Annotated in this window: 18 protein-coding genes and 1 tRNA gene; 15 read left to right on the forward strand and 4 right to left on the reverse strand. The window is 70.9% G+C overall.

The window, feature by feature from the left end; all coding sequences use genetic code 11:
- The first annotated feature begins 24 nt into the window (after positions 1–24).
- The 3 genes from GA0070215_RS12510 (at position 25) to GA0070215_RS12520 (ending at position 2,548) form a co-directional block, all read left to right on the forward strand.
- Positions 25–909 (forward strand): acyl-CoA thioesterase, encoded by an 885-nt coding sequence (locus tag GA0070215_RS12510; protein ID WP_026267826.1) that lies wholly within the window; start codon positions 25–27, stop codon positions 907–909.
- A 70-nt stretch (positions 910–979) separates the two neighbouring features.
- Positions 980–1,450 carry an RrF2 family transcriptional regulator gene (locus GA0070215_RS12515; RefSeq protein WP_018785185.1) on the forward strand — a complete coding sequence of 157 codons (471 nt, stop codon included), beginning with the start codon at positions 980–982 and terminating at the stop codon, positions 1,448–1,450.
- Between the two features lie 111 nt (positions 1,451–1,561).
- The gene (locus tag GA0070215_RS12520) at positions 1,562–2,548 is read left to right on the forward strand and encodes a sulfite exporter TauE/SafE family protein (RefSeq protein WP_091045451.1); all 987 of its coding nucleotides are present in this window, start codon (positions 1,562–1,564) and stop codon (positions 2,546–2,548) included.
- Between the two features lie 218 nt (positions 2,549–2,766).
- On the opposite strand, the gene GA0070215_RS12525 is transcribed toward GA0070215_RS12520, so the two are convergent.
- Entirely contained in the window at positions 2,767–3,792 is a 1,026-nt protein-coding gene (locus GA0070215_RS12525; protein ID WP_231394739.1) for an LLM class flavin-dependent oxidoreductase, read from the reverse strand.
- Between the two features lie 46 nt (positions 3,793–3,838).
- Positions 3,839–4,318: an Lrp/AsnC family transcriptional regulator gene (locus tag GA0070215_RS12530; RefSeq protein WP_091045456.1), complete on the reverse strand. Its 480-nt coding sequence runs from the start codon at positions 4,316–4,318 to the stop codon at positions 3,839–3,841.
- A gap of 83 nt (positions 4,319–4,401) precedes the next feature.
- Here GA0070215_RS12530 and GA0070215_RS12535 point away from each other — a divergent pair, with 83 nt between their 5' ends.
- A complete protein-coding gene (locus GA0070215_RS12535; RefSeq protein WP_091045460.1) occupies positions 4,402–5,577 on the forward strand; it encodes a trans-sulfuration enzyme family protein in 1,176 nt (391 codons plus the stop codon).
- A 6-nt stretch (positions 5,578–5,583) separates the two neighbouring features.
- Here the strand turns inward: GA0070215_RS12535 and GA0070215_RS12540 are convergent, their stop codons facing one another.
- A complete protein-coding gene (locus GA0070215_RS12540) occupies positions 5,584–6,156 on the reverse strand; it encodes a hypothetical protein (protein ID WP_244166970.1) in 573 nt (190 codons plus the stop codon).
- A 213-nt stretch (positions 6,157–6,369) separates the two neighbouring features.
- Positions 6,370–6,442 (reverse strand) — tRNA-Leu (locus GA0070215_RS12545).
- Between the two features lie 104 nt (positions 6,443–6,546).
- Here GA0070215_RS12545 and GA0070215_RS12550 point away from each other — a divergent pair.
- The 11 genes from GA0070215_RS12550 to polA all read left to right on the forward strand — a co-directional run bounded on the left by GA0070215_RS12550 (position 6,547) and on the right by polA (position 19,070).
- Positions 6,547–7,167: an ANTAR domain-containing response regulator gene (locus tag GA0070215_RS12550; protein WP_026267823.1), complete on the forward strand. Its 621-nt coding sequence runs from the start codon at positions 6,547–6,549 to the stop codon at positions 7,165–7,167.
- 37 nt (positions 7,168–7,204) lie between these two features.
- On the forward strand, positions 7,205–8,422 hold the full coding sequence (locus tag GA0070215_RS12555; RefSeq protein WP_091045467.1) for a hypothetical protein: 1,218 nt from the start codon (positions 7,205–7,207) through the stop codon (positions 8,420–8,422).
- A gap of 257 nt (positions 8,423–8,679) precedes the next feature.
- On the forward strand, positions 8,680–9,840 hold the full coding sequence (locus GA0070215_RS12560; protein WP_026267821.1) for a branched-chain amino acid ABC transporter substrate-binding protein: 1,161 nt from the start codon (positions 8,680–8,682) through the stop codon (positions 9,838–9,840).
- A gap of 106 nt (positions 9,841–9,946) precedes the next feature.
- Positions 9,947–10,897, forward strand: a complete 951-nt coding sequence (locus GA0070215_RS12565) for a branched-chain amino acid ABC transporter permease (protein ID WP_018785177.1) — start codon at positions 9,947–9,949, stop codon at positions 10,895–10,897.
- Positions 10,894–12,033, forward strand: coding sequence for a branched-chain amino acid ABC transporter permease (locus tag GA0070215_RS12570; RefSeq protein WP_018785176.1), 1,140 nt, complete (start codon positions 10,894–10,896; stop codon positions 12,031–12,033). The genes GA0070215_RS12565 and GA0070215_RS12570 overlap by 4 nt, the downstream gene beginning before the upstream one ends.
- Entirely contained in the window at positions 12,026–12,871 is an 846-nt protein-coding gene (locus GA0070215_RS12575) for an ABC transporter ATP-binding protein (protein WP_018785175.1), read from the forward strand. Before GA0070215_RS12570 ends, GA0070215_RS12575 begins: the two co-directional genes overlap by 8 nt.
- Positions 12,861–13,571 (forward strand): ABC transporter ATP-binding protein, encoded by a 711-nt coding sequence (locus GA0070215_RS12580; RefSeq protein ID WP_018785174.1) that lies wholly within the window; start codon positions 12,861–12,863, stop codon positions 13,569–13,571. The genes GA0070215_RS12575 and GA0070215_RS12580 overlap by 11 nt, the downstream gene beginning before the upstream one ends.
- Positions 13,572–13,604: 33 nt before the next feature.
- Complete coding sequence (locus GA0070215_RS12585) at positions 13,605–14,510, forward strand: ABC transporter substrate-binding protein (protein WP_091045471.1); 906 nt, start codon at positions 13,605–13,607, stop codon at positions 14,508–14,510.
- A gap of 4 nt (positions 14,511–14,514) precedes the next feature.
- Entirely contained in the window at positions 14,515–15,492 is a 978-nt protein-coding gene (locus GA0070215_RS12590) for an amino acid ABC transporter permease (protein WP_018785172.1), read from the forward strand.
- A gap of 53 nt (positions 15,493–15,545) precedes the next feature.
- A complete protein-coding gene (locus GA0070215_RS12595) occupies positions 15,546–16,298 on the forward strand; it encodes an amino acid ABC transporter ATP-binding protein (protein WP_167361513.1) in 753 nt (250 codons plus the stop codon).
- Between the two features lie 72 nt (positions 16,299–16,370).
- A complete protein-coding gene (polA, locus tag GA0070215_RS12600; RefSeq protein ID WP_091045477.1) occupies positions 16,371–19,070 on the forward strand; it encodes a DNA polymerase I in 2,700 nt (899 codons plus the stop codon).
- The last annotated feature ends 80 nt before the right edge of the window (positions 19,071–19,150 follow it).

Raw genomic sequence — 19,150 nt, forward strand, 5'->3', positions numbered from 1 at the left:
GCAGTCGCGAACGAAGGTGACGCAGTGAGTGACAGTGCGGTGGCGACCGGGCAGGCGGCGGTCGACCAGCTCCTGGAGGTGCTCGACCTCGCCCGTACCGGGGAGATGACCTTCCGGGGGATGAGCCCGCCGGTGGGCCCGCAGCGGGTCTACGGCGGCCAGGTCGCAGGCCAGGCCCTGGTCGCGGCCGGCCGGACCGTCGACGCCGAGCGGGCCGTGCACTCGTTGCACGGCTACTTCGTGCGCCCCGGCGACCCGGCCGAGCCGATCGAGTACCAGGTGGAGAACGTCCGCGACGGCCGTTCCTTCTCGGTGCGCCGCTCGGTGGCGTTGCAGCACGACAAGCCGATCTTCTTCATGTCGGCGTCGTTCCAGCGTCAGGAGGAGGGGCTGGACCACCACGCCCCGCTCCCGCCGGACGTGCCCGGCCCGGACGACGTGCCGACCATGACCGACCGGCTCTCCCGCTACCCGGAGCGGCTCGGCATCTGGGGGATGATCCCGCGCCCGATCGACGTGCGCTACGTCGGCGAGCCGGGCTGGGTTCGCCCCGGCGACCGCCCGGCCGAACCGCACCAGCGGGTGTGGATGCGCCTGGACGGCAAGCTGCCGGACGATCCGCTGCTGCACGCGTGCGCCCTCACGTACGCCTCCGACCTGACCTTGCTGGACTCGGTGCTGTCGGTGCACGGCGAGGTGTGGGGGCCGGGCGGCGTGGTCGGCGCGAGCCTCGACCACGCGCTGTGGTTCCACAGGTCGTTCCGCGCCGACGAGTGGTTCCTGTACGACTGCTGGAGCCCGTCCGCGTCGGGTGCCCGCGGCCTGGCCACGGGCCGGATGTTCACCACCGACGGCCGGCACATCGCCAGCGCCGTCCAGGAGGGGCTGCTGCGGCGCGTCGGCGGCTGAACGCCGGTCGGTGATCGTGCGGGCGCGGGTCGGCGGGCCGGTCCGCGCCGCAGCGGACTAACCTGGCCCTATGCGTCTCTCCGCCCGGGTCGACTACGCCCTCCGCGCGGCCGCTGAGCTGGCCTCGGTCGCGGACCGGGGGACGACCGGGCGGAGCCGGCCGGTGACCGCCGAGCAGATCGCCCGTGCGCAGGACATCCCGCCGAAGTTCCTCGAGAGCATCCTGCTGCAACTGCGCCGGGGCGGCATCGTGCACGCCCAGCGTGGCCCCGAGGGCGGCTACTGGCTCGCCCGGCCGGCCGGGGAGATCTCCCTGGCCGAGGTGATCCGCGTCATCGACGGTCCACTCGCGCACGTGCGCGGGCAGCGCCCGGAACAGCTCGGCTACCAGGGTGCGGCCCGCGCGTTGCAGGACGTCTGGATCGCGTTGCGGGCCAGCGAGCGGGAGATCCTCGAACTGGTCACCATCGCCGACGTCGCCGCCGGCTCGCTGCCGGGCCGGGTCAACGAGCTGGCCGCCGACCCGCGCGCCTGGAGCTGACCACACCGTCCGGCGTCTCTGATCAACCGGATGGGGGACTTGACCCGGGGCGCCTTCGTACCGCATTGTCGACCAAGCCGATAGGAGATACCGAAAAGTCAGGGGGCGCTCGTGCGCAAGCTGCTGGTCCTCGCCCTCGTCGGGCTCGCCGCGCAACTCGTCGACGGCGCGCTCGGCATGGCGTACGGGCTGACCTCCTCGACGCTTCTCCTGTTCGCCGGCGTGGCACCGGCCGCCGCGTCCGCCTCGGTGCACCTGGCCGAGATCGGCACCACGCTCGCCGCCGGGTTCTCGCACTGGCGGTTCGGCAACGTCGACTGGAAGGTGGTCGGCCGCATCGCGCTCCCGGGCGCGGTCGGCGCGTTCGCCGGGGCGACGTTCCTCAGCTCCATCTCCACCGAGACGGCGGCACCGTGGATGGCCGCCATCCTGTTCACCCTCGGCGCGTACCTGCTGGTGCGCTTCTCCCGGCCGCTGCGCGCCAACCGCGCCGCCGGCCGGCTGCGCAGCCGCTTCCTCGCCCCGCTCGGCCTGGTCGCCGGTTTCGTCGACGCCACCGGCGGCGGTGGCTGGGGGCCGGTCGCCACCCCGGCGCTGCTGGTCTCCGGCCGGATGGAACCCCGCAAGGTCATCGGCTCGGTGGACACCTCCGAGTTCGTGGTGGCCGGCGCGGCCAGCATCGGCTTCCTCATCGGCCTGGGCTCCGAGGGTTTCCTGCTGCCCACTGTGGCCGCTCTCCTGGTCGGCGGCCTGATCGCCGCGCCGATCGCGGCCTGGCTGGTCCGCATCGTCCCCGCCCAGCTGCTCGGCGCGGTGATCGGGGGCGTGATCGTGCTGACGAACGCCCGCACGCTGCTGAGCGCCGGCGGCGTGGGCGGCTCGGTGCCGGTGGTGGTGTACGTGCTGCTCGCCGCCGCCTGGCTGGTCGCCGTCGGGCTGGCGGTGCGGGCGCTGCGCCGTACCCGCCGGGCCCGCGCCACCGTCGACGCGGCCCTCGCCGGCGGCCCTGCTCCGGCGGGAGAGCCCGCCGCGGCGGCGCCGGGGGAGTCCGCCGAGGTGGCGGAGTCGCGGAAGCTCGCCGCCGCCGTCGAAGGCTGAGCCCTCAGCTCTCCCCGGGGCGCGCCCCCACACCCGCAGGGCGTTCCGCGGCGTCTACCTGCGCTGAAACGGCAGACACCGGGTCGCCGGCCGCGGAATCCGCTCCGCCGGCGACCCGGTGCACCACACCGCAGCATTCCCGACCCGTCCCGACCGGGAATGCCGTACCACCACCGAGGACAAAGTTATGCGTCCCGCGCGACGACGCGGTGACGTGGCTATGAAGAGCGTGTTTCAGCCTCCCGGCGCAGCCCGCCCGCCGCCTTCTCGGCGATCAGCTCGAACGAGCGGACCCGGTCGGCCACGTCGTACACCATCGTGGTGAGCATCAGCTCGTCCGCGCCGGTGCGCTCCAGCAACCCACCGAGCTGCCGGGCCACCGTTTCCGGCGAACCGGTCGCCTGGCCGTCGCGGCGCTGGGCGAGGAACTCCCGCTCGAACTCCGAGTACGGGTACGCCGCTGCCTCCTCCGGCGTGACCAGCGGCTCCGGCCGCCCCGACCGTAGCTTCAGGAACGACAGCCCGGCCGGCCCGGCCAGCCACTCGGCCCGCTCGTCGGTCTCCGCGCAGACCGCGTTGACCGCCACCATCGCGTACGGCCGGTCCAGCCACTGCGACGGCCGGAAGTTCTGCCGGTAGAGCTGCAACGCCGGGATCGTGTTCTGCGAGCTGAAGTGGTGCGCGAACGAGAACGGCAGCCCGAGCAGACCGGCCAGCTGCGCGCTGAACCCGCTGGAGCCGAGCAGCCACACCTGCGGCGACTGGCCGCGGCCCGGCGTCGCGGTGATCGGGCCCGGCTCGGCGCCGGAGAAGTAGTTCATCAGGTCGGCCAGCTCGCGCGGGAAGTGCTCCGCGGACAGGCCCTCCATGGTGCGGCGCAGCGCCAGCGCGGTCACCTGGTCGGTGCCGGGCGCCCGGCCGATGCCCAGGTCGATCCGGCCCGGGTGCAGGGCCTCCAGCGTGCCGAACTGCTCGGCCACCACAAGCGGCGCGTGGTTGGGCAGCATCACGCCGCCCGAGCCGAGCCGGATCGAGCTGGTGTTCGCCGCCAGGTGCGCGAGCAGCACCGCCGGGGCGGAACTCGCGATGGCGGGCATGTTGTGGTGCTCGGCCACCCAGAACCGGCGGTAGCCCAGCTCCTCGGTGCGGCGGGCCAGCTCCGTGGTGTACCGCAGCGCCTCACCGGCGTTGCCGGTCGCCGCCACCGGGGCAAGATCAAGAACAGACACGGGTACGTCGATCACAGCGGGGTGCAACAGGCCACGTGCCGGAATTGTTCCGTCGGGTGCGCTACCCCATACCCCGGGCCTGCTCGAAGATCAGGCTGGTCTGGGTGTGCTGCACCGCCGGATCGACAGCGAGATGGTCCAGGACGAAGTCCCGCAGCGCGTCCCCGGAGGCGGCCCGCACGTGCAGCACGTAGTCCTCCGCGCCCGCCACGTGGAACACCGACACCACCCCGGGCAGCCGCACCGACCGGGCCCGGAACGCGTCCACGGCGGCCCGCTCGTGCGCGGTCAGCCGCACCGAGACCAGCGCCTGCAACGGCAGCCCCACCGCCGCCGGGTCCACCTCGGCGTGGAACCCGCGGATCGCCCCGCACTCGCGCAGCGCCCGGGTACGCGTCAGGCACGTCGACGGCGCCACCCCGACGCGATCGGCCAGCGCGTTGTTCGGCAGCCGGCCGTCGGCCGCCAGTTCGGTGAGGATCGCGCGGTCGACGTCGTCCAGGCCGGCGAACGGCCGTACATCATTCGGTGCGGCAGGCATGCGACCATCCTTCACCGAAGGAAAGCCGGATGGAAGTGTATCTCGCAGAATCTTGTTCGTTGCTCTTGCCTCCCGCCATCGTCATGTTCGACGCTTCCGGCATGACTTCCGTGGACACCGCAGCCGTACACGCCGGGCGCGCCGACCTCGCCGGGCTCGGCGTCCACGTCCCGCCGATCGACCTGTCCACCACCAACCCGCTGCCCTCGGTGGCCGGCGGCGGTGACGACTACGAGACACTCGCCACCGGCGGCACCCTCCCGGCCGGCGGCAGCGCCGTCTACCAGCGCCTCTGGAACCCCACGGTGGCCCGGTTCGAAACCGCCCTCGCCCAGCTCGAAGGCACCGCCGAGGCCGTCGCGTTCGCCAGCGGCATGGCTGCGCTCACCGCCACCCTGCTCGCCGCCACCCGCGACGGCAAGCGGCACGTCGTCGCCGTCCGCCCGCTCTACGGCGGCACCGACCACGTCCTCGCCACCGGGCTGCTCGGCACCACAGTCACCTGGGCCACCACCGCCGACGTGGCCGCCGCGATCCGCCCCGACACCGCCCTGGTCGTGGTCGAGACGCCGGCCAACCCCAGCCTCGACCTGGTCGACATCGCCGCGCTCGCCGACGCCGCCGGTGACGTCCCGCTGCTCGTCGACAACACAGTCGCCACGCCGGTGCTCCAGCAGCCCGCCCGCCACGGCGCCGCGCTCGTGCTGCACAGCGCCACCAAGAGCATCGGCGGCCACGGCGACGTCCTCGCCGGCGTCGTCGCCTGCGCACCCGAGTGGGCCGCCCGGCTGCGCCAGGTCCGCGCCGTCACCGGCGCCGTCCTGCACCCGCTCGGCGCGTACCTGCTGCACCGCGGCATCCAGACCCTCCCGCTGCGCGTCCGCGCCCAGCAGGCCGGCGCGGAGAAACTCGCCGCCTGGCTCGCCGGGCACCCCGCCGTCGAGCGCGTCCACCACCCGTCGCTGCACGACCCGGCCGGGCTGGTCGGCCGTCAGATGTCCGGCACCGGCAGCCTGCTCGCCTTCGAGGTACGCGGCGGCGCGCCCGCCGCGGCCGAGGTCGCCGGCGCCTGCGAGCTGATCACGCACGCGGTGTCGCTCGGCGGCGTCGACACGCTGATCCAGCACCCGGCGTCGCTCACCCACCGGCCGGTCGAGGGCGACGCCAAGCCCTGCGGCGGGCTGCTGCGGGTCTCGGTCGGCCTGGAGGACCCGGAGGACCTGCGGGCGGATCTCGCGCGGGCGCTGTCGCGGATTTGAGGCTGCTCAGGACTTCGGGCCGACGTGTTGGTCCAGCACGGCGACCGCCTCCCGGCGGGCGACTGACAGGGACCACGGCAGATTCATCCGCCATGCGATCCCGAGCAGGTCGAGGGCCCACTGACAGAGCGCCATGATGTCGGCGGAGCGGTTGGAGAACATGTAGCGGGGATAGACGTACTCCTTTCCGCGCACCACGACCCGGTTGGCGAAGCGACAGCCGTCAGAGTGGAACAGGCCGCGCAGGAAGTCGCCCGGGTGAGCCTCGACGATGGCCCGCTGCCAGTCGGCCAGGACGATCGGGCGCTTGTGCTTCTTGCCCGGCCCGTGCTGCGGAAATAGGCATGGCCAGTGCTGACCGCTGCTTTCGACCGAGATGCAGCCCTCTTTCGGGATCCGCTGTACCTTCAGAGCTAGCGTGGCGAGCATCGCCTCGGCGCATGCGTCGACCAGATCCGGATAGGTGCTGGTGCAAGCGATGCGGAGAACAGGCACCTTCGGGGTAACTGCGAGGTGCCCGTCACCCAGATAGAGGCCGAGCAGGTATGCATAAGCAGCTGGGTCCGGCGGATGCGTCACCCCCTTCTGGCAGCGGAAGCAACGCGCGGCGGTGCCTACGACTGCTCGCTCGGGGCGATCGACGCACCAGTGCCAGACGGTCGTGTAGGGGAGCGACAATGCCCGGGCGACAGACTGGATGCTGCCACCCCTGGAACGAAGTTCACGGGCTCGTGCCCGAAGGACGGTCGAGTGCACAGAGGCATTGTCGAACGCCTGTATGACAAGTTCGGGTGTCCCCGGTGGGATTCGAACCCACACTGTCGGAGGTTTGAGCTCCGCTTCTCTGCCATTGGAATACGGGGACGAGCTCACGCCACGCTCTCGCGTCGAGCCATAGGTTACCTACTAGGCTAGGGGCGGCGACACCCGGCACGGCGGGTGTCGGGCTCGAACCGGTGGGAGTGGCTCGTGGGCGAGATGCAGGCGGACGCCGAGCGCAAGCGCGTTCTGATCGCCGAGGACGAGGCGCTCATCCGGCTGGACCTGGCCGAGATGCTCGTCGAAGAGGGCTATGAGGTGGCCGGCGAGGCCGGTGACGGCGAGACCGCCGTCAAGCTCGCCGAGGAGCTCAAGCCGGATCTCGTCATCCTCGACATCAAGATGCCGATCATGGACGGGCTGGCCGCCGCCGAGCGGATCGCCGGCGCGCGGATCGCCCCGGTGATCATCCTGACCGCGTTCAGTCAGCGTGACCTGGTGGAGCGGGCGCGCGCGGCGGGCGCGATGGCCTACCTGGTCAAGCCGTTCCAGAAGAGCGACCTGGTGCCGGCGGTGGAGATCGCGCTGTCCCGCTACTCGGAGATCGCCGCGCTGGAGTCGGAGGTGGCCGGTCTCACCGACCGGCTGGAGATCCGCAAGACCGTCGAGCGTGCCAAGGGCGCGCTGATGACCACGTACGGAATGAGCGAGCCGCAGGCGTTCAAGTGGATCCAGCGCACCGCGATGGACCACCGGATGACCATGAAGGAGGTCGCCGAGCGGATCCTCGCCGAGACCGCCGGCGGCGAGGTGGAGCAGCCCGCGTCCTGACCCGCCCGGAAGGCGTCCGATCGATAGGATCGGATCCATGTCTCCCGCGCGCGTCCGGCCGGTCCTCGTCGCCGCTGCCGCCGCGCTGCTGCTGGCGGCGTGCCACGCCACCCCGCGACCGCTGCCGCAGCCCGCGCCGGTGAGCCCGCGGTGGCAGCCCGTCGAGCTGGTTCTGCCCGCCGGTGCCAACGGACGGCCGGTGCCGCGCGACGCGACGCGGTGCGGCGGCCGGTGGTACGTGGTGGGCGGGCTGGTCGATCCGGCGGGGGAGACCCGACCGGCGGCGTGGTCCTCATCGGACGGCGTGACCTGGTCGCCGATTTCGGTGCGGGCGCAGACGTTCTACGGCCGCCAGCACGTGCTCTACGCGGTGGCCTGCCGCGACGACGGGATGGCCGCGCTGGGTGCGAAGACCGGTGGCGTGCACGGCAATCCGCGTACCGGAACGTGGGTGTGGCGTCCTGGTGGGCCGTTGCGGGAGGTGCCGGCGGCGTTCGAGTTGTTCGGCGGCCCGCGCGCGGTGAGCGCGTCCCGGCTGGCGGCGGGGCCGGGCGGCTGGCTGGTCGCCGGGGCGCGCGCGGACGGTGCGGCGGTGTGGTCGTCGCCGGACGCGGAGGGGTTCGTCCTGCGCGAGGGGGTCGCGGAGCTGGCCGGTGACGGCCGGGGCCGGACGGCGGCGTACGACGTGACGGCGGTGGGGCCGGGCTGGCTGGTGGTGGGGTCGCTGCTGCCGCCCGGCGCGACGGCCCGGACGCCGCTCTCCTGGTTCTCGGCCGACGGCCGGGTGTGGCGGCGGGTGGCTCTGCCGGTGCCGGCGGGGGCCGCCGGGGCGGCGGAGCGGGTGGTGGCTGCCGACGGCGGTCCGGTGGCGGCCGGTCCGGTGGGTGACCGGTTCGCGGTGTGGCGCGCGTGCGACGGCTGCGGGCCGTCGTCCGGCGGCTCGGCCGGTACGGGGCAGGGGTGGCGGCGGGTCGGCGGGTTCGGCTCGGCGGGCCCCGGGGTGTCGTCGGTGGATGCGCTCGCGGCCTCCGGTGGGCGGCTCGTCGCGGTGACCGGCGACGGCGCTTCGCGACGGCTCTGGATGTCGGGCGACGGCGGCGCGTCGTGGCTTCCGGTGATCACGCCGGTGCCGGCGCCGGACGGGGGTGACGCCGCGCTGGCGGTGGCCGTCCGCGACGACGGGATGCTCATGGTCGTCGATGACGGGAAGGCGTCCCGTGCCTGGTGGGGGGTGTTGTCAGTCGTCGATCGGTAGCGGGTGAAGAGGGCATGGCCCGTTACCGAGGAATATTCGGTGAAAGCCCTGCCGCGCCTACGGTTCTTACGGCGATCGGCTTGAATCCGCCACGGCGTGTAACGGTTCGGTCAACCCGGCTTTACAGGTCTTACGCCACCGCTCGCGGTGGGATAACGTCCCGCCCCAGACCGGCGACGACGGTCTTGGTTCGTCCACCCCGCAAGGGCCAATCAGCGGCGGGTGGTTCGGATCATGGACGGAGGAGGGTTCGGGCCTTGAGGCAGAAGCTCGCACGCGTGATCGGCGGGGTCGCCATGCTGGCGCTCGTCGCCGGTGGCACCGCTTGTTCCAGCGGCAGCGACGATGAGGGTTCCGGGGGCAGCGCCTGCGGGAGCAAGATCGCTTTCTTCGGCGCGCTGACCGGTAGCTCGGCCGCGCTGGGCATCAACGAGAAGAACGGCGTCAAGCTGGCCGTCGACAAGTACAACAAGGAGAACCCGGACTGCACGGTCGAGCTCGCCGAGCTCGACTCGCAGGGCAGCCCGGACCAGGCTCCGGGTCTGGCCCAGAAGGCGATCGACGACACCAAGATCCTGGGTGTCGTGGGTCCGGCCTACTCGGGCGAGTCCGAGGCCGCCGGTCCGCTGTTCAACGAGGCGGGCCTGGTCACCATCACCCCCTCCGCGACCCGTCCCAGCCTCGCCGAGCAGGGCTGGAAGACCTTCTTCCGCGCGGTCGGCAACGACCTGAGCCAGGGCCCCGCCGCCGGTAACTACATCAAGAACGTGATGAAGGCCGACCGGGTCTACGTCATCGACGACCAGTCCGCGTACGGCGCCGGCCTGGCCGACGAGGTCAAGAAGGTCCTCGGCGCCTCGGTCGTGGGCAGCGACAAGGTCCAGGGCGAGGGCAAGCAGACCGAGTTCTCCGGTGTGATCACCAAGGTCAAGGCCGCCAACGTCAAGGCGGTCTTCTACGGCGGCTACTACCAGGAGGCCGGCCTGATCCGTAAGCAGCTCACCGCTGCCGGGGTCACCGCTCCGCTGGTCGCCGGTGACGGCGTGAACGACGGCGCGTACATCACCTCCGCCGGTGCGGCCGCCGCCGAGGGCACCATCCTCACCTGCCCGTGCCAGCCGTCCACCGAGGCCCGCGGCACCTTCGCCGCCGACTTCAAGGCGCTCAACGGCACCGACCCGGGCACCTACAGCGACACCGCCTACGACGCGGCGAACATCCTGCTGGCGGGCATCAAGGACGGCAAGACCACCCGCGCCGACCTGCTGGAGTTCGTGAAGGGCTACAGCGGCGAGGGCGTGGCCGCCAGCTACAAGTTCGTCGAGGGCGGCGAGCTCGACCCGGCGCAGGTCAAGGTCTGGGCGTTCAAGGTGCAGGGCGGCAAGGTCGTCCCGGACCAGGAGATCCCCAAGTCCTGATCGGTCGATCGCTGGACTGGCGATTTGAGTAGTGATCGCGGGTGCGGCCGGGAGCTGGCTCCCGGCCGCACCCTCTTTTTCTCTTGAGCGACGGAGCGTCCCTCCCTTGGACTTCGACGGATTGTTCTCCAACTTCGGAGAACTCACCACGACCGGCTTGACGCAGGGCGCCATCTACGCCCTGGTCGCGCTCGGCTACACGCTCGTGTACGGCGTGCTAAGGCTCATCAACTTCGCCCACTCCGAGGTCTTCATCGCCGGCGCGTTCGCCGCGATCTGGACCTGGAACGGCTTCGGGCTCGACCAGAACTCGCAGGTCAGCGGCATCGGCTCGATCCTGTTCTACCTGCTGGTGGCGATGATCGTGGCGGCCATCGCCTCGGCGGGGACCGCCACGGTGATCGAGCGGGTCGCGTACCGGCCGCTGCGCAAGCGCAACGCGCCGCCGCTGGCGTTCCTCATCACCGCCATCGGTGCGTCGATCGCCATCTCCGAGGCGTTCGGCGTCTACACCCGCCGCCTTCCGGAGGGCGCGCCCATCCTGGTCAGCTCGAAGCCGCTGTTCCACATCGCCGGGGTGCCGATCGACGCGGTGCAGCTGCTGACCGTCGGTTCCGCGCTGGTGATGATGTTCGCGCTGGACCAGTTCATCAACCGCAGCCGTACCGGCCGTGGCATCCGCGCGGTGGCCCAGGACGCCAACACGGCGGCCCTGATGGGCGTCAACAAGGACCGCATCATCCTGATGGTCTTCATCGCCGGTGGCAGCATGGCCGGCGTCGCGGGCCTGCTCTACGACGTGCGGATCCAGACGCTCACCTACAGCGTCGGCTTCCTGCTGGGCCTCAAGGCGTTCACCGCGGCGGTGCTCGGCGGTATCGGCAACCTGCGCGGCGCGCTCGTCGGCGGCCTGCTGCTCGGCGTCGTGGAGAACTACGCCGCGGGCCTGTTCGGCAGTCAGTGGAAGGACTTCGCCGCGTTCGCGGTGCTGGTCGTGCTGCTGATGTTCCGGCCGACCGGTCTGCTCGGCGAATCACTGGGGAGGGCACGCGCATGACGACCACCATCGACCCGCCGGAGCGGCGGGAGACGGCGGCGGACAAGCTGCGGCAGGGCCGGCACGCGATCTCGGAGCGCTGGCACCACGCGCCGCGTTGGGTGCGCTGGGTGTTGCTCGTCGCGGTCATCGCGTTCTTCTACGCGCTGCCGAACAAGGAGTTCTACCAGTACCTCGGGCCCATCCCGACCCCGGGAGCGAACTTCACCCAGGTGATGTTCACGGTCTCGATCTACGTGCTGCTGGCGGTCGGGCTCAACATCGTGGTCGGCTTCGCCGGCCTGCTCGACCTGGGCTACTTCGGCTTCTTCGCCGTCGGCGCGTACACGGTCGCGGTGCTGACGTCGCCGAGCAGCGACGTCAAGACGCTGTGGCCGTGGCTGCTGGTGGTGCCGATCGCGATCGCCCTGACCATGGTCTCCGGCGTCATGCTCGGTACGCCGACGCTGCGCCTGCGCGGCGACTACCTGGCGCTGGTGACGCTCGGCTTCGCCGAGATGATCCGGATCGCGGCGGTCAGCTCCGAGTTCCTCAAGGGACAGCGCGGCTTCAACCAGATCCCGCACCCGCCCGGCGAGTACGCCGACGGCCGGCCGTGGTTCGGCGTGCTCGACGCCCGCCCGTACTACTGGCTGGTGCTCACGCTGATCATCCTGGTCGTGATCGGGGTGCGGAACCTGACCCACAGCCGCGTCGGCCGGGCCTGGATCTCGATCCGGGAGGACGAGGACGCGGCCCAGCTGATGGGCGTGCCGACGTTCAAGTTCAAGCTGTGGGCGTTCGCCTCCGGCGCGGCCATCGCCGGCCTGGCCGGCGCGTTGTTCGCCGGTAAGCAGAACTTCGTCAACTCGCAGAACTTCGAGCTGCTCAACTCGATCATCATCCTGGCCGCTGTCATCTTCGGCGGCTCGGGCAACATCGTCGGCGCGATCGTCGGTGGCGGCCTGGTGGCGTACATGATCGAGCGGTTCCGCGGCATCGAGCTGTTCGGCGTGGAGCTGTACGAGTACCGGTTCCTCTTCTTCGGTCTGGTGCTCGTGGTAATGATGATCTTCCGGCCGCAGGGCCTGATCCCGAACCGGCGACGGGCGGCGGAGTTCAAGGACCGCCGCAAGGAGGTGATCGTCGGTGAGTGACACCGAGCAGACCCCGGCCGTTCCGGCCCAGGCGGCGGCCCCCGCCGTCGAGACGGTCGACGAGCGGGAGCCGTTGCTGGAGGTCGACCACGTCACGCTGCGCTTCGGCGGCGTGGTGGCCCTCAACGACGTGGACTTCACCCTCTACAAGGGTGAGATCCTCGGGCTGATCGGCCCGAACGGCGCCGGCAAGACCACCTGCTTCAACGCGATGACCGGCATCTACCAGCCCACCGAGGGGCAGATCCGGTTCCGGGGCCAGAAAATCAGTGGCAAGAAGCGCCACCAGATCACCCGGATGGGCATGGCCCGTACGTTCCAGAACATCCGCCTCTTCCCGGAGATGACCGCGCTGGAGAACGTCCAGGTGGGCGCGGACGCGCACCACAAGACGAGCGTGATCTCCGCGCTGCTGCGCCTGCCGCGGCACTGGAAGGAGGAGCGCGAGGGCCGGGAGAAGGCCGAGCGCCTCCTGGAGTTCGTCGGCATCAGCAACCGGATGCACGAGTTCGCCCGCAACCTGTCCTACGGCGAGCAGCGGCGGCTGGAGATCGCCCGCGCGCTGGCCACCGACCCGGCGCTGCTCTGCCTGGACGAGCCGGCCGCCGGCTTCAACCCGGCGGAGAAGGAGGAGCTGCTCCAGCTCATCCGGCAGATCCGGGATCAGGGCGTCACGGTGCTGCTGATCGAGCACGACATGCGCCTGGTGATGGGCGTGACCGACCGGATCGTGGTCCTGGAGTTCGGAAAGAAGATCGCCGAAGGGCTGCCCGCCGAGGTGCGGGACAACCCGAAGGTGGTCGCGGCGTACCTGGGGGTGCCGGACGATGCTGCTTGAGATCGAGGACGTGAGCCTGCTCTACGGGCGGATCCAGGCGCTGCACGGCATCAGCCTGACCGTGGACGAGGGGGAGATCGTCGCGCTGATCGGCGCGAACGGCGCCGGCAAGTCCACCACCATGCGGGCGATCTCCGGCATCCGGCCGGTCGCCTCCGGCACGATCAAGTTCGCCGGTGAGGACATCACCAAGCTCCGGGCCGACCTGCGGGTCCGGCGCGGGCTGTGCCAGGCACCCGAGGGCCGGGGCATCTTCCCCGGTATGTCGGTGCTGGAGAACCTGGACATGGGCGCGTACACCCGGCGCGACAAGGCCGGTATCGCCCAGGACCTGGCCCGGGTGCTGGACCTGTTCCCGCGGCTGGCCGAGCGGCGCAAGCAGGCCGGCGGCACGCTCTCCGGCGGCGAGCAGCAGATGCTCGCGGTCGGCCGGGCGCTGATGAGCCGGCCGAAGCTGCTGCTGCTCGACGAGCCGTCGATGGGTCTCGCGCCGATGCTGATCCAGCAGATCTTCACGATCATCACGGAGATCAACCAGCAGGGCACCACGATCCTGCTGGTGGAGCAGAACGCCCAGCAGGCGCTGGCGCGCGCCCACCGGGCGTACGTGCTGGAGACCGGCCGGATCGTCAAGAGCGGCACCGGCACGGACCTGCTGCACGACCCCTCGGTCAAAGAGGCATACCTCGGCGTGGCCTGACCGACCGACCCCTCGCACCTTAGGAGTACAGCCATGTTCCACCCCAACCCCGGACGGCGGGCGGCGCTCGGCGTCGCCGGTGCGGCCGTCCTGCTGCTCTCCCTCGCCGCGTGCGGCGAGGAGGAGAGCACCGACCAGCCCGGCGGCGGCCCCAGCGTCTCGTCGTCGGTCGACGCCGCGCTGGCCGCGAAGGTCCCGGACGCGATCAAGTCGGACGGCAAGATCGTGGTGGGCACCGACTCCACGTATGCCCCGGCGGAGTTCCTGGACACCGACGGCAAGACCGTGATCGGCTTCGACGTCGAGCTGTTCACCGCGGTGGCAGCCAAGCTGGGCCTCAAGGCGGAGTTCGTCTCGGCGCCGTTCGGCGACATCATCAACGGCGTCAACTCGGGCAAGTACGAGGCTGGCGTCTCGTCGTTCACCATCAACGACGACCGCAAGGCCCAGGCGAACATGGTCAGCTACTTCCAGGTCGGCACCCAGTGGGTGACCAAGAAGGGCAACCCGGCCGGCGTCACCCTCGACAACGCCTGCGGCAAGAAGATCGCGGTGCAGAAGGACACGGTCCAGGTCGAGGACATCCAGAAGCGGTCCAAGGCGTGCACCGATGCGGGCAAGCCGGCGATCACCATCGACCAGTTCCCGGGTCAGGACGCCGCCACCGCCGCCGTCGTGTCCGGCAAGGACGACGCGATGCTGGCCGACTACCCGGTCGGCGTGTACGCGGTGACGAAGTCCAACGACGCCCTGGAACTGCTGGACAAGCAGTACGAAGCGGCGCCGTACGGCTACGTGCTGGCCAAGGAGCAGACGGAGCTGGCCGAGGCGGTGCGCGACGCGACCAAGGCCGTGATCGCCGACGGCTCCTACAAGCAGGTGCTCGACAAGTGGAAGGTGGGAGACGGCGCGATCACGGACCCCGCGATCAACCCGTGACGACATGACCACCGAGGAAGCGACAACCGCACGGGCACGGCCGGAACCGATCAAGGCCGTGCCCGTGCGGCACCCCGGACGATGGGTCGCGGTGGCGGTGCTATCCGTCCTGGCCGCGATGTTCGTCCACCTGCTGGTCACAAACGAGGCCTTCAACTGGTCCTTCATGGTCGACAAGATGTTCCGGCCGCCGATCATCGAGGGCCTGCTTCGCGGCACCGTGCTGATGACCGTCAGCGCAATGCTGATCGGCGTCACGCTCGGCGTGGTGATCGCGGTGATGCGGCTGTCGGACAACCCGATCCTGCGCGGCGTGGCCTGGCTCTACACCTGGTTCTTCCGGGCGGTGCCCCGGCTGGTGCTGCTGGCCGTCTTCGGCAACATCGGCATCCTGTGGAGCCGGGTCGAATTCGGGGTGCCGTTCGACACCCAGATCGGCCAGCTGTTCGGCATCGACAACCTGCAACTGCGGCTGTTCGGTTTCTCCTCCCGGGACATCCTCACCGGCTTCATGGCCGGTCTGCTCGGCCTCGCGCTCTCCGAGGCCGCATACATGGCGGAGATCGTCCGGGCCGGCATCCAGTCGGTCGATCCCGGCCAGACCGAGGCCGCCCAGGCGCTCGGCCTGAGCCGCGCCCAGTTGCTTCGCCGGGTGGTGCTGCCGCAGGCGATGCGGGTGATCATCCCGCCGACCGGCAACGAGACCATCGCCATGCTCAAGGACACATCCCTGTTGCTCTACGTGCCGGTGAGCGTGGAGCTGTTCTTCCAGCTCGACGCGGTCGGCAAACGGACGTTCCAGATCTTCCCGATGTACGTCGCGGCGTGTCTGTGGTACCTGTTCCTGACCAGCATCCTGCTGGTCGGGCAGTACTACCTGGAACGCCACTTCGGTAAGGGCTACGGCGTGAGCGGCCGGGCCCGGCTGAAGCTGCGGGGTATGACGGCCGAGACCGGCGGCGGCGCGGGGGTGGTGAAGTGACCGAGCTGATCGTGCCCGCGCAGACCACCGCACCGTCGGCCGAGTCCGGGCTGATGGTGCGGGCCGAGCAGGTGCACAAGTCGTTCGGGCCGCTGGAGGTGCTCAAGGGCATCGACCTGGAGGTCCGCTCCGGCGAGGTGTGCTGCCTGCTGGGGCCCTCCGGCTCCGGCAAGTCGACGTTCCTGCGCTGCATCAACCACCTGGAGAAGATCGACGCCGGCCGGATCTGGGTCGACGGCGACCTGATCGGCTACCGGGAGCGCGGCGGCAAGCTCTACGAGATGCGGGACAAGGAGGTGGCTGCGCAGCGCCGCGCCATCGGCATGGTGTTCCAGCGGTTCAACCTGTTCCCGCACATGACGGTGCTGCAGAACGTCACCGAGGCGCCGGTGCTGCTGCGCCAGGCGAAGAAGGCGCAGGCCCGGGAGCACGCCGCGCAGCTGCTGGACCGGGTGGGGCTGGGCGACAAGCTCGGCGCGTACCCCGGTCAGCTCTCCGGCGGCCAGCAGCAGCGGGTGGCGATCGCCCGGGCGCTGGCCATGCGGCCGAAGCTGATGCTGTTCGACGAGCCGACCAGCGCGCTCGACCCGGAGCTGGTGGGCGAGGTGCTGGACACGATGAAGGACCTGGCCCGCGACGGCATGACGATGATCGTGGTGACCCACGAGATCGGTTTCGCCCGGGAGGTGGGCGACCACCTCGTGTTCATGGACGGCGGCGTGGTGGTCGAGCAGGGCGACCCGCGCGAGGTGATCTCGGCGCCGCAGCACGAGCGGACCAAGGCGTTCCTGGCCAAGGTTCTCTGACCTCGGCCTCCGGTGCGGCGCGCGCCGCACCGGAGGCCGGAGTTGTCGGGCGTACGGACTAGAGTCGCAGCCGTGACAGCTACGACGCCGCGCCTGCTTCTCGTCGACGGACATTCCCTGGCATACCGGGCGTTCTTCGCCCTGCCGGTGGAGAACTTCTCCACCACCACGGGGCAGCCGACGAACGCCGTCTACGGCTTCACCTCGATGCTGATCAACGTGCTGCGCGACGAGCAGCCCACGCACATCGTCGTGGCGTTCGACGTCTCCCGCCGCTCCTTCCGCACGGAGAGATACTCCGAGTACAAGGCCGGCCGCAGCGAGACCCCGACCGACTTCAAGGGCCAGGTCAGCCTGGTCAAGGAGGTCCTCGCCGCGCTGCGCGTGCCGGTGGTCGAGAAGGAGGGCTACGAGGCCGACGACGTCATCGCGACGCTCGCCTGCCAGGCCCGCGACCAGGGCATGGACGTGCTGATCACCACCGGCGACCGGGACGCGTTCCAGCTCGTCGGGGAGCGGGTGACGGTGCTCTATCCGCGCAAGGGCGTCTCCGACCTGGCCCGGATGGACCCGGCCGCGGTCGAGGCGAAGTACGGCGTCACCCCTGATCGCTACCGCGACCTGGCCGCGCTGGTCGGCGAGACCAGCGACAACCTGCCGGGCGTGCCCGGCGTCGGCCCGAAGACCGCGGCCAAGTGGATCAACCTGTACGGCGGCGTCGAGGGCGTGGTGGCCCGCGCCGACGAGATCAAGGGCAAGGCCGGCGACAGCCTGCGTGAGCGGCTGGCCGACGTGATCCGCAACTACGAGATCAACTGCCTGGTCTCCGACCTGGAGCTGCCGGTCCGCCCCGAGGACGCCCGCTGGCAGGGCTGGGACCGCGAAGCGGTGCACCAGGTCTTCGACACCCTCCAGTTCCGCATCCTGCGCGACCGGCTCTACCAATACCTCGAAGCGGTCGAGCCGGAGGCCGAGGCGGGCTTCGACCTGGCCGGCGAGGTGCTCACCGAGCCGGGTGCGCTCGCGGGCTGGCTCGGCACGCACGCACCGGCGGGCGCACCGGTGGGCCTGGCGGTGACGCTCGACACCGGCCCCAACCGCCGGCACACCGCCACGGTGACCGGGATGGCGCTGGCCACCGCCGCCGGCGCGGGTGCCTGGTTCGACCCGAGTCGGCTGGACGCCGACGACGAGGCCGCGCTGGCCGGGTGGCTGGCCGACGCGGAGCGCCCGAAGGTGCTGCACGACAGCAAACCGGCGGTGCTGGCGTTCGCCGCGCACGGTTGGGAGCTGCACGGCATCGCCCGCGACACCCAGATCGCCGCCTACCTGGCCCGCCCCGACCAGCGCTCCTACGACCTCACCGACCTGGCGCTGCGCTACCTGCACCGGGAGCTGCGCGTCGACGCGCCGGAGACCGGCCAGCTCACCCTGGACGGGCTCGGCGACGAGGGGGTGGCCGAGCAGAACCTGATGCTCCAGGCCCGCGCCACGCTCGACCTGGCCGACGCGATCGACGCCGAGCTGTCCCGCGACGGGGAGCAGTCGGCGCGGCTGATGGCCGGCGTGGAGCTGCCGCTGATGCGGGTGCTCGCCACCATGGAACGCACCGGCATCGCCGCCGACACCGACTACCTCTCCGAGCTGGAGGCGCACTTCGCCGCCGAGGTGAAGGCCGCCGCCCAGGGCGCGTACGAGGTGGTCGGCCGGGAGTTCAACCTGGGCTCGCCGAAGCAGTTGCAGGAGATCCTCTTCACCGAGCTGGGCCTGCCCAAGACCAAGCGGATCAAGACCGGCTACACCACCGACGCCGACGCGCTCCAGTGGCTCTACGCGCAGACCGAGCACCCGCTGCTGCACCACCTGCTGCGCCACCGCGACGTGGCGAAGCTCAAGTCGACTGTCGACGGGCTGCTCAAGTCCGTCTCCGACGACGGCCGCATCCACACCACGTTCAACCAGACGGTGGCCGCGACCGGCCGGCTGTCCTCCACCGAGCCGAACCTGCAGAACATCCCGATCCGCACCGAGGAGGGGCGGCGGATCCGGCGCGCGTTCGTGGTCGGTGAGGGCTACGAGTGCCTGCTGACCGCCGACTACAGCCAGATCGAGATGCGGATCATGGCGCACCTGTCGTCGGACGACGCGCTGATCGAGGCGTTCAACTCCGGGCACGACTTCCACGCCGCCACCGCGTCCTCGGTCTTCACGGTCGAGGTCGGCGACGTCACCGCCGACCAACGCCGCAAGATCAAGGCGATGAACTACGGCCTGGCGTACGGGCTCAGCGCGTTCGGCCTGTCCCAGCAGCTCGGCATCAGCGCCGAGGAGGCGCGCGGGCTGATGGAGAACTACTTCGCCGGGTTCGGCGGGGTCCGCGACTACCTCCAGGAAGTGGTGGCCCGCGCCCGCCAGGACGGCTACACCTCCACCATCCTGGGCCGCCGCCGCTACCTGCCCGACCTGGTCAGCGACAACCGGCAGCGTCGCGAGATGGCCGAGCGGATGGCGCTCAACGCCCCGATCCAGGGTTCGGCGGCCGACATCATCAAGGTCGCGATGCTGCACGTCGACAGCGCGCTGCGCGACGCGGGGCTGCGCTCGCGGATGCTGCTGCAGGTGCACGACGAACTGGTATTCGAGGTCGCCCCGGGCGAGCGGGAGACGCTGGAGGCGCTGGTGCGCAAGCAGATGGGCGAGGCGTACCCGCTGTCGGTGCCGCTTGAGGTGTCGGTGGGCGAGGGCCACGACTGGAACAGCGCCGACCACTGACCCCCCCCGGTCAGCCCACCCGCGCCGGCCACCACCCGCCCGCCCCGGCGGTGATCAAGGAGTTTGTGTCCCCGAACGGC

This window comes from Micromonospora marina, from assembly GCF_900091565.1.
Lineage (GTDB): Bacteria > Actinomycetota > Actinomycetes > Mycobacteriales > Micromonosporaceae > Micromonospora > Micromonospora marina.

What these genes read in the sequence shown, in the direction of transcription:
- GA0070215_RS12580 (WP_018785174.1), top strand. Translation starts at nt 12,861, where the DNA reads ATGCTGCTTGAGATCGAGGACGTGAGCCTGCTCTACGGGCGGATCCAG.
- GA0070215_RS12515 (WP_018785185.1), top strand. Translation starts at nt 980, where the DNA reads ATGCGTCTCTCCGCCCGGGTCGACTACGCCCTCCGCGCGGCCGCTGAG.
- GA0070215_RS12590 (WP_018785172.1), top strand. Translation starts at nt 14,515, where the DNA reads ATGACCACCGAGGAAGCGACAACCGCACGGGCACGGCCGGAACCGATC.
- GA0070215_RS12595 (WP_167361513.1), top strand. Translation starts at nt 15,546, where the DNA reads ATGGTGCGGGCCGAGCAGGTGCACAAGTCGTTCGGGCCGCTGGAGGTG.
- GA0070215_RS12530 (WP_091045456.1), bottom strand. Translation starts at nt 4,318, where the DNA reads ATGCCTGCCGCACCGAATGATGTACGGCCGTTCGCCGGCCTGGACGAC.
- GA0070215_RS12555 (WP_091045467.1), top strand. Translation starts at nt 7,205, where the DNA reads ATGTCTCCCGCGCGCGTCCGGCCGGTCCTCGTCGCCGCTGCCGCCGCG.
- GA0070215_RS12585 (WP_091045471.1), top strand. Translation starts at nt 13,605, where the DNA reads ATGTTCCACCCCAACCCCGGACGGCGGGCGGCGCTCGGCGTCGCCGGT.
- GA0070215_RS12535 (WP_091045460.1), top strand. Translation starts at nt 4,402, where the DNA reads ATGTTCGACGCTTCCGGCATGACTTCCGTGGACACCGCAGCCGTACAC.
- GA0070215_RS12570 (WP_018785176.1), top strand. Translation starts at nt 10,894, where the DNA reads ATGACGACCACCATCGACCCGCCGGAGCGGCGGGAGACGGCGGCGGAC.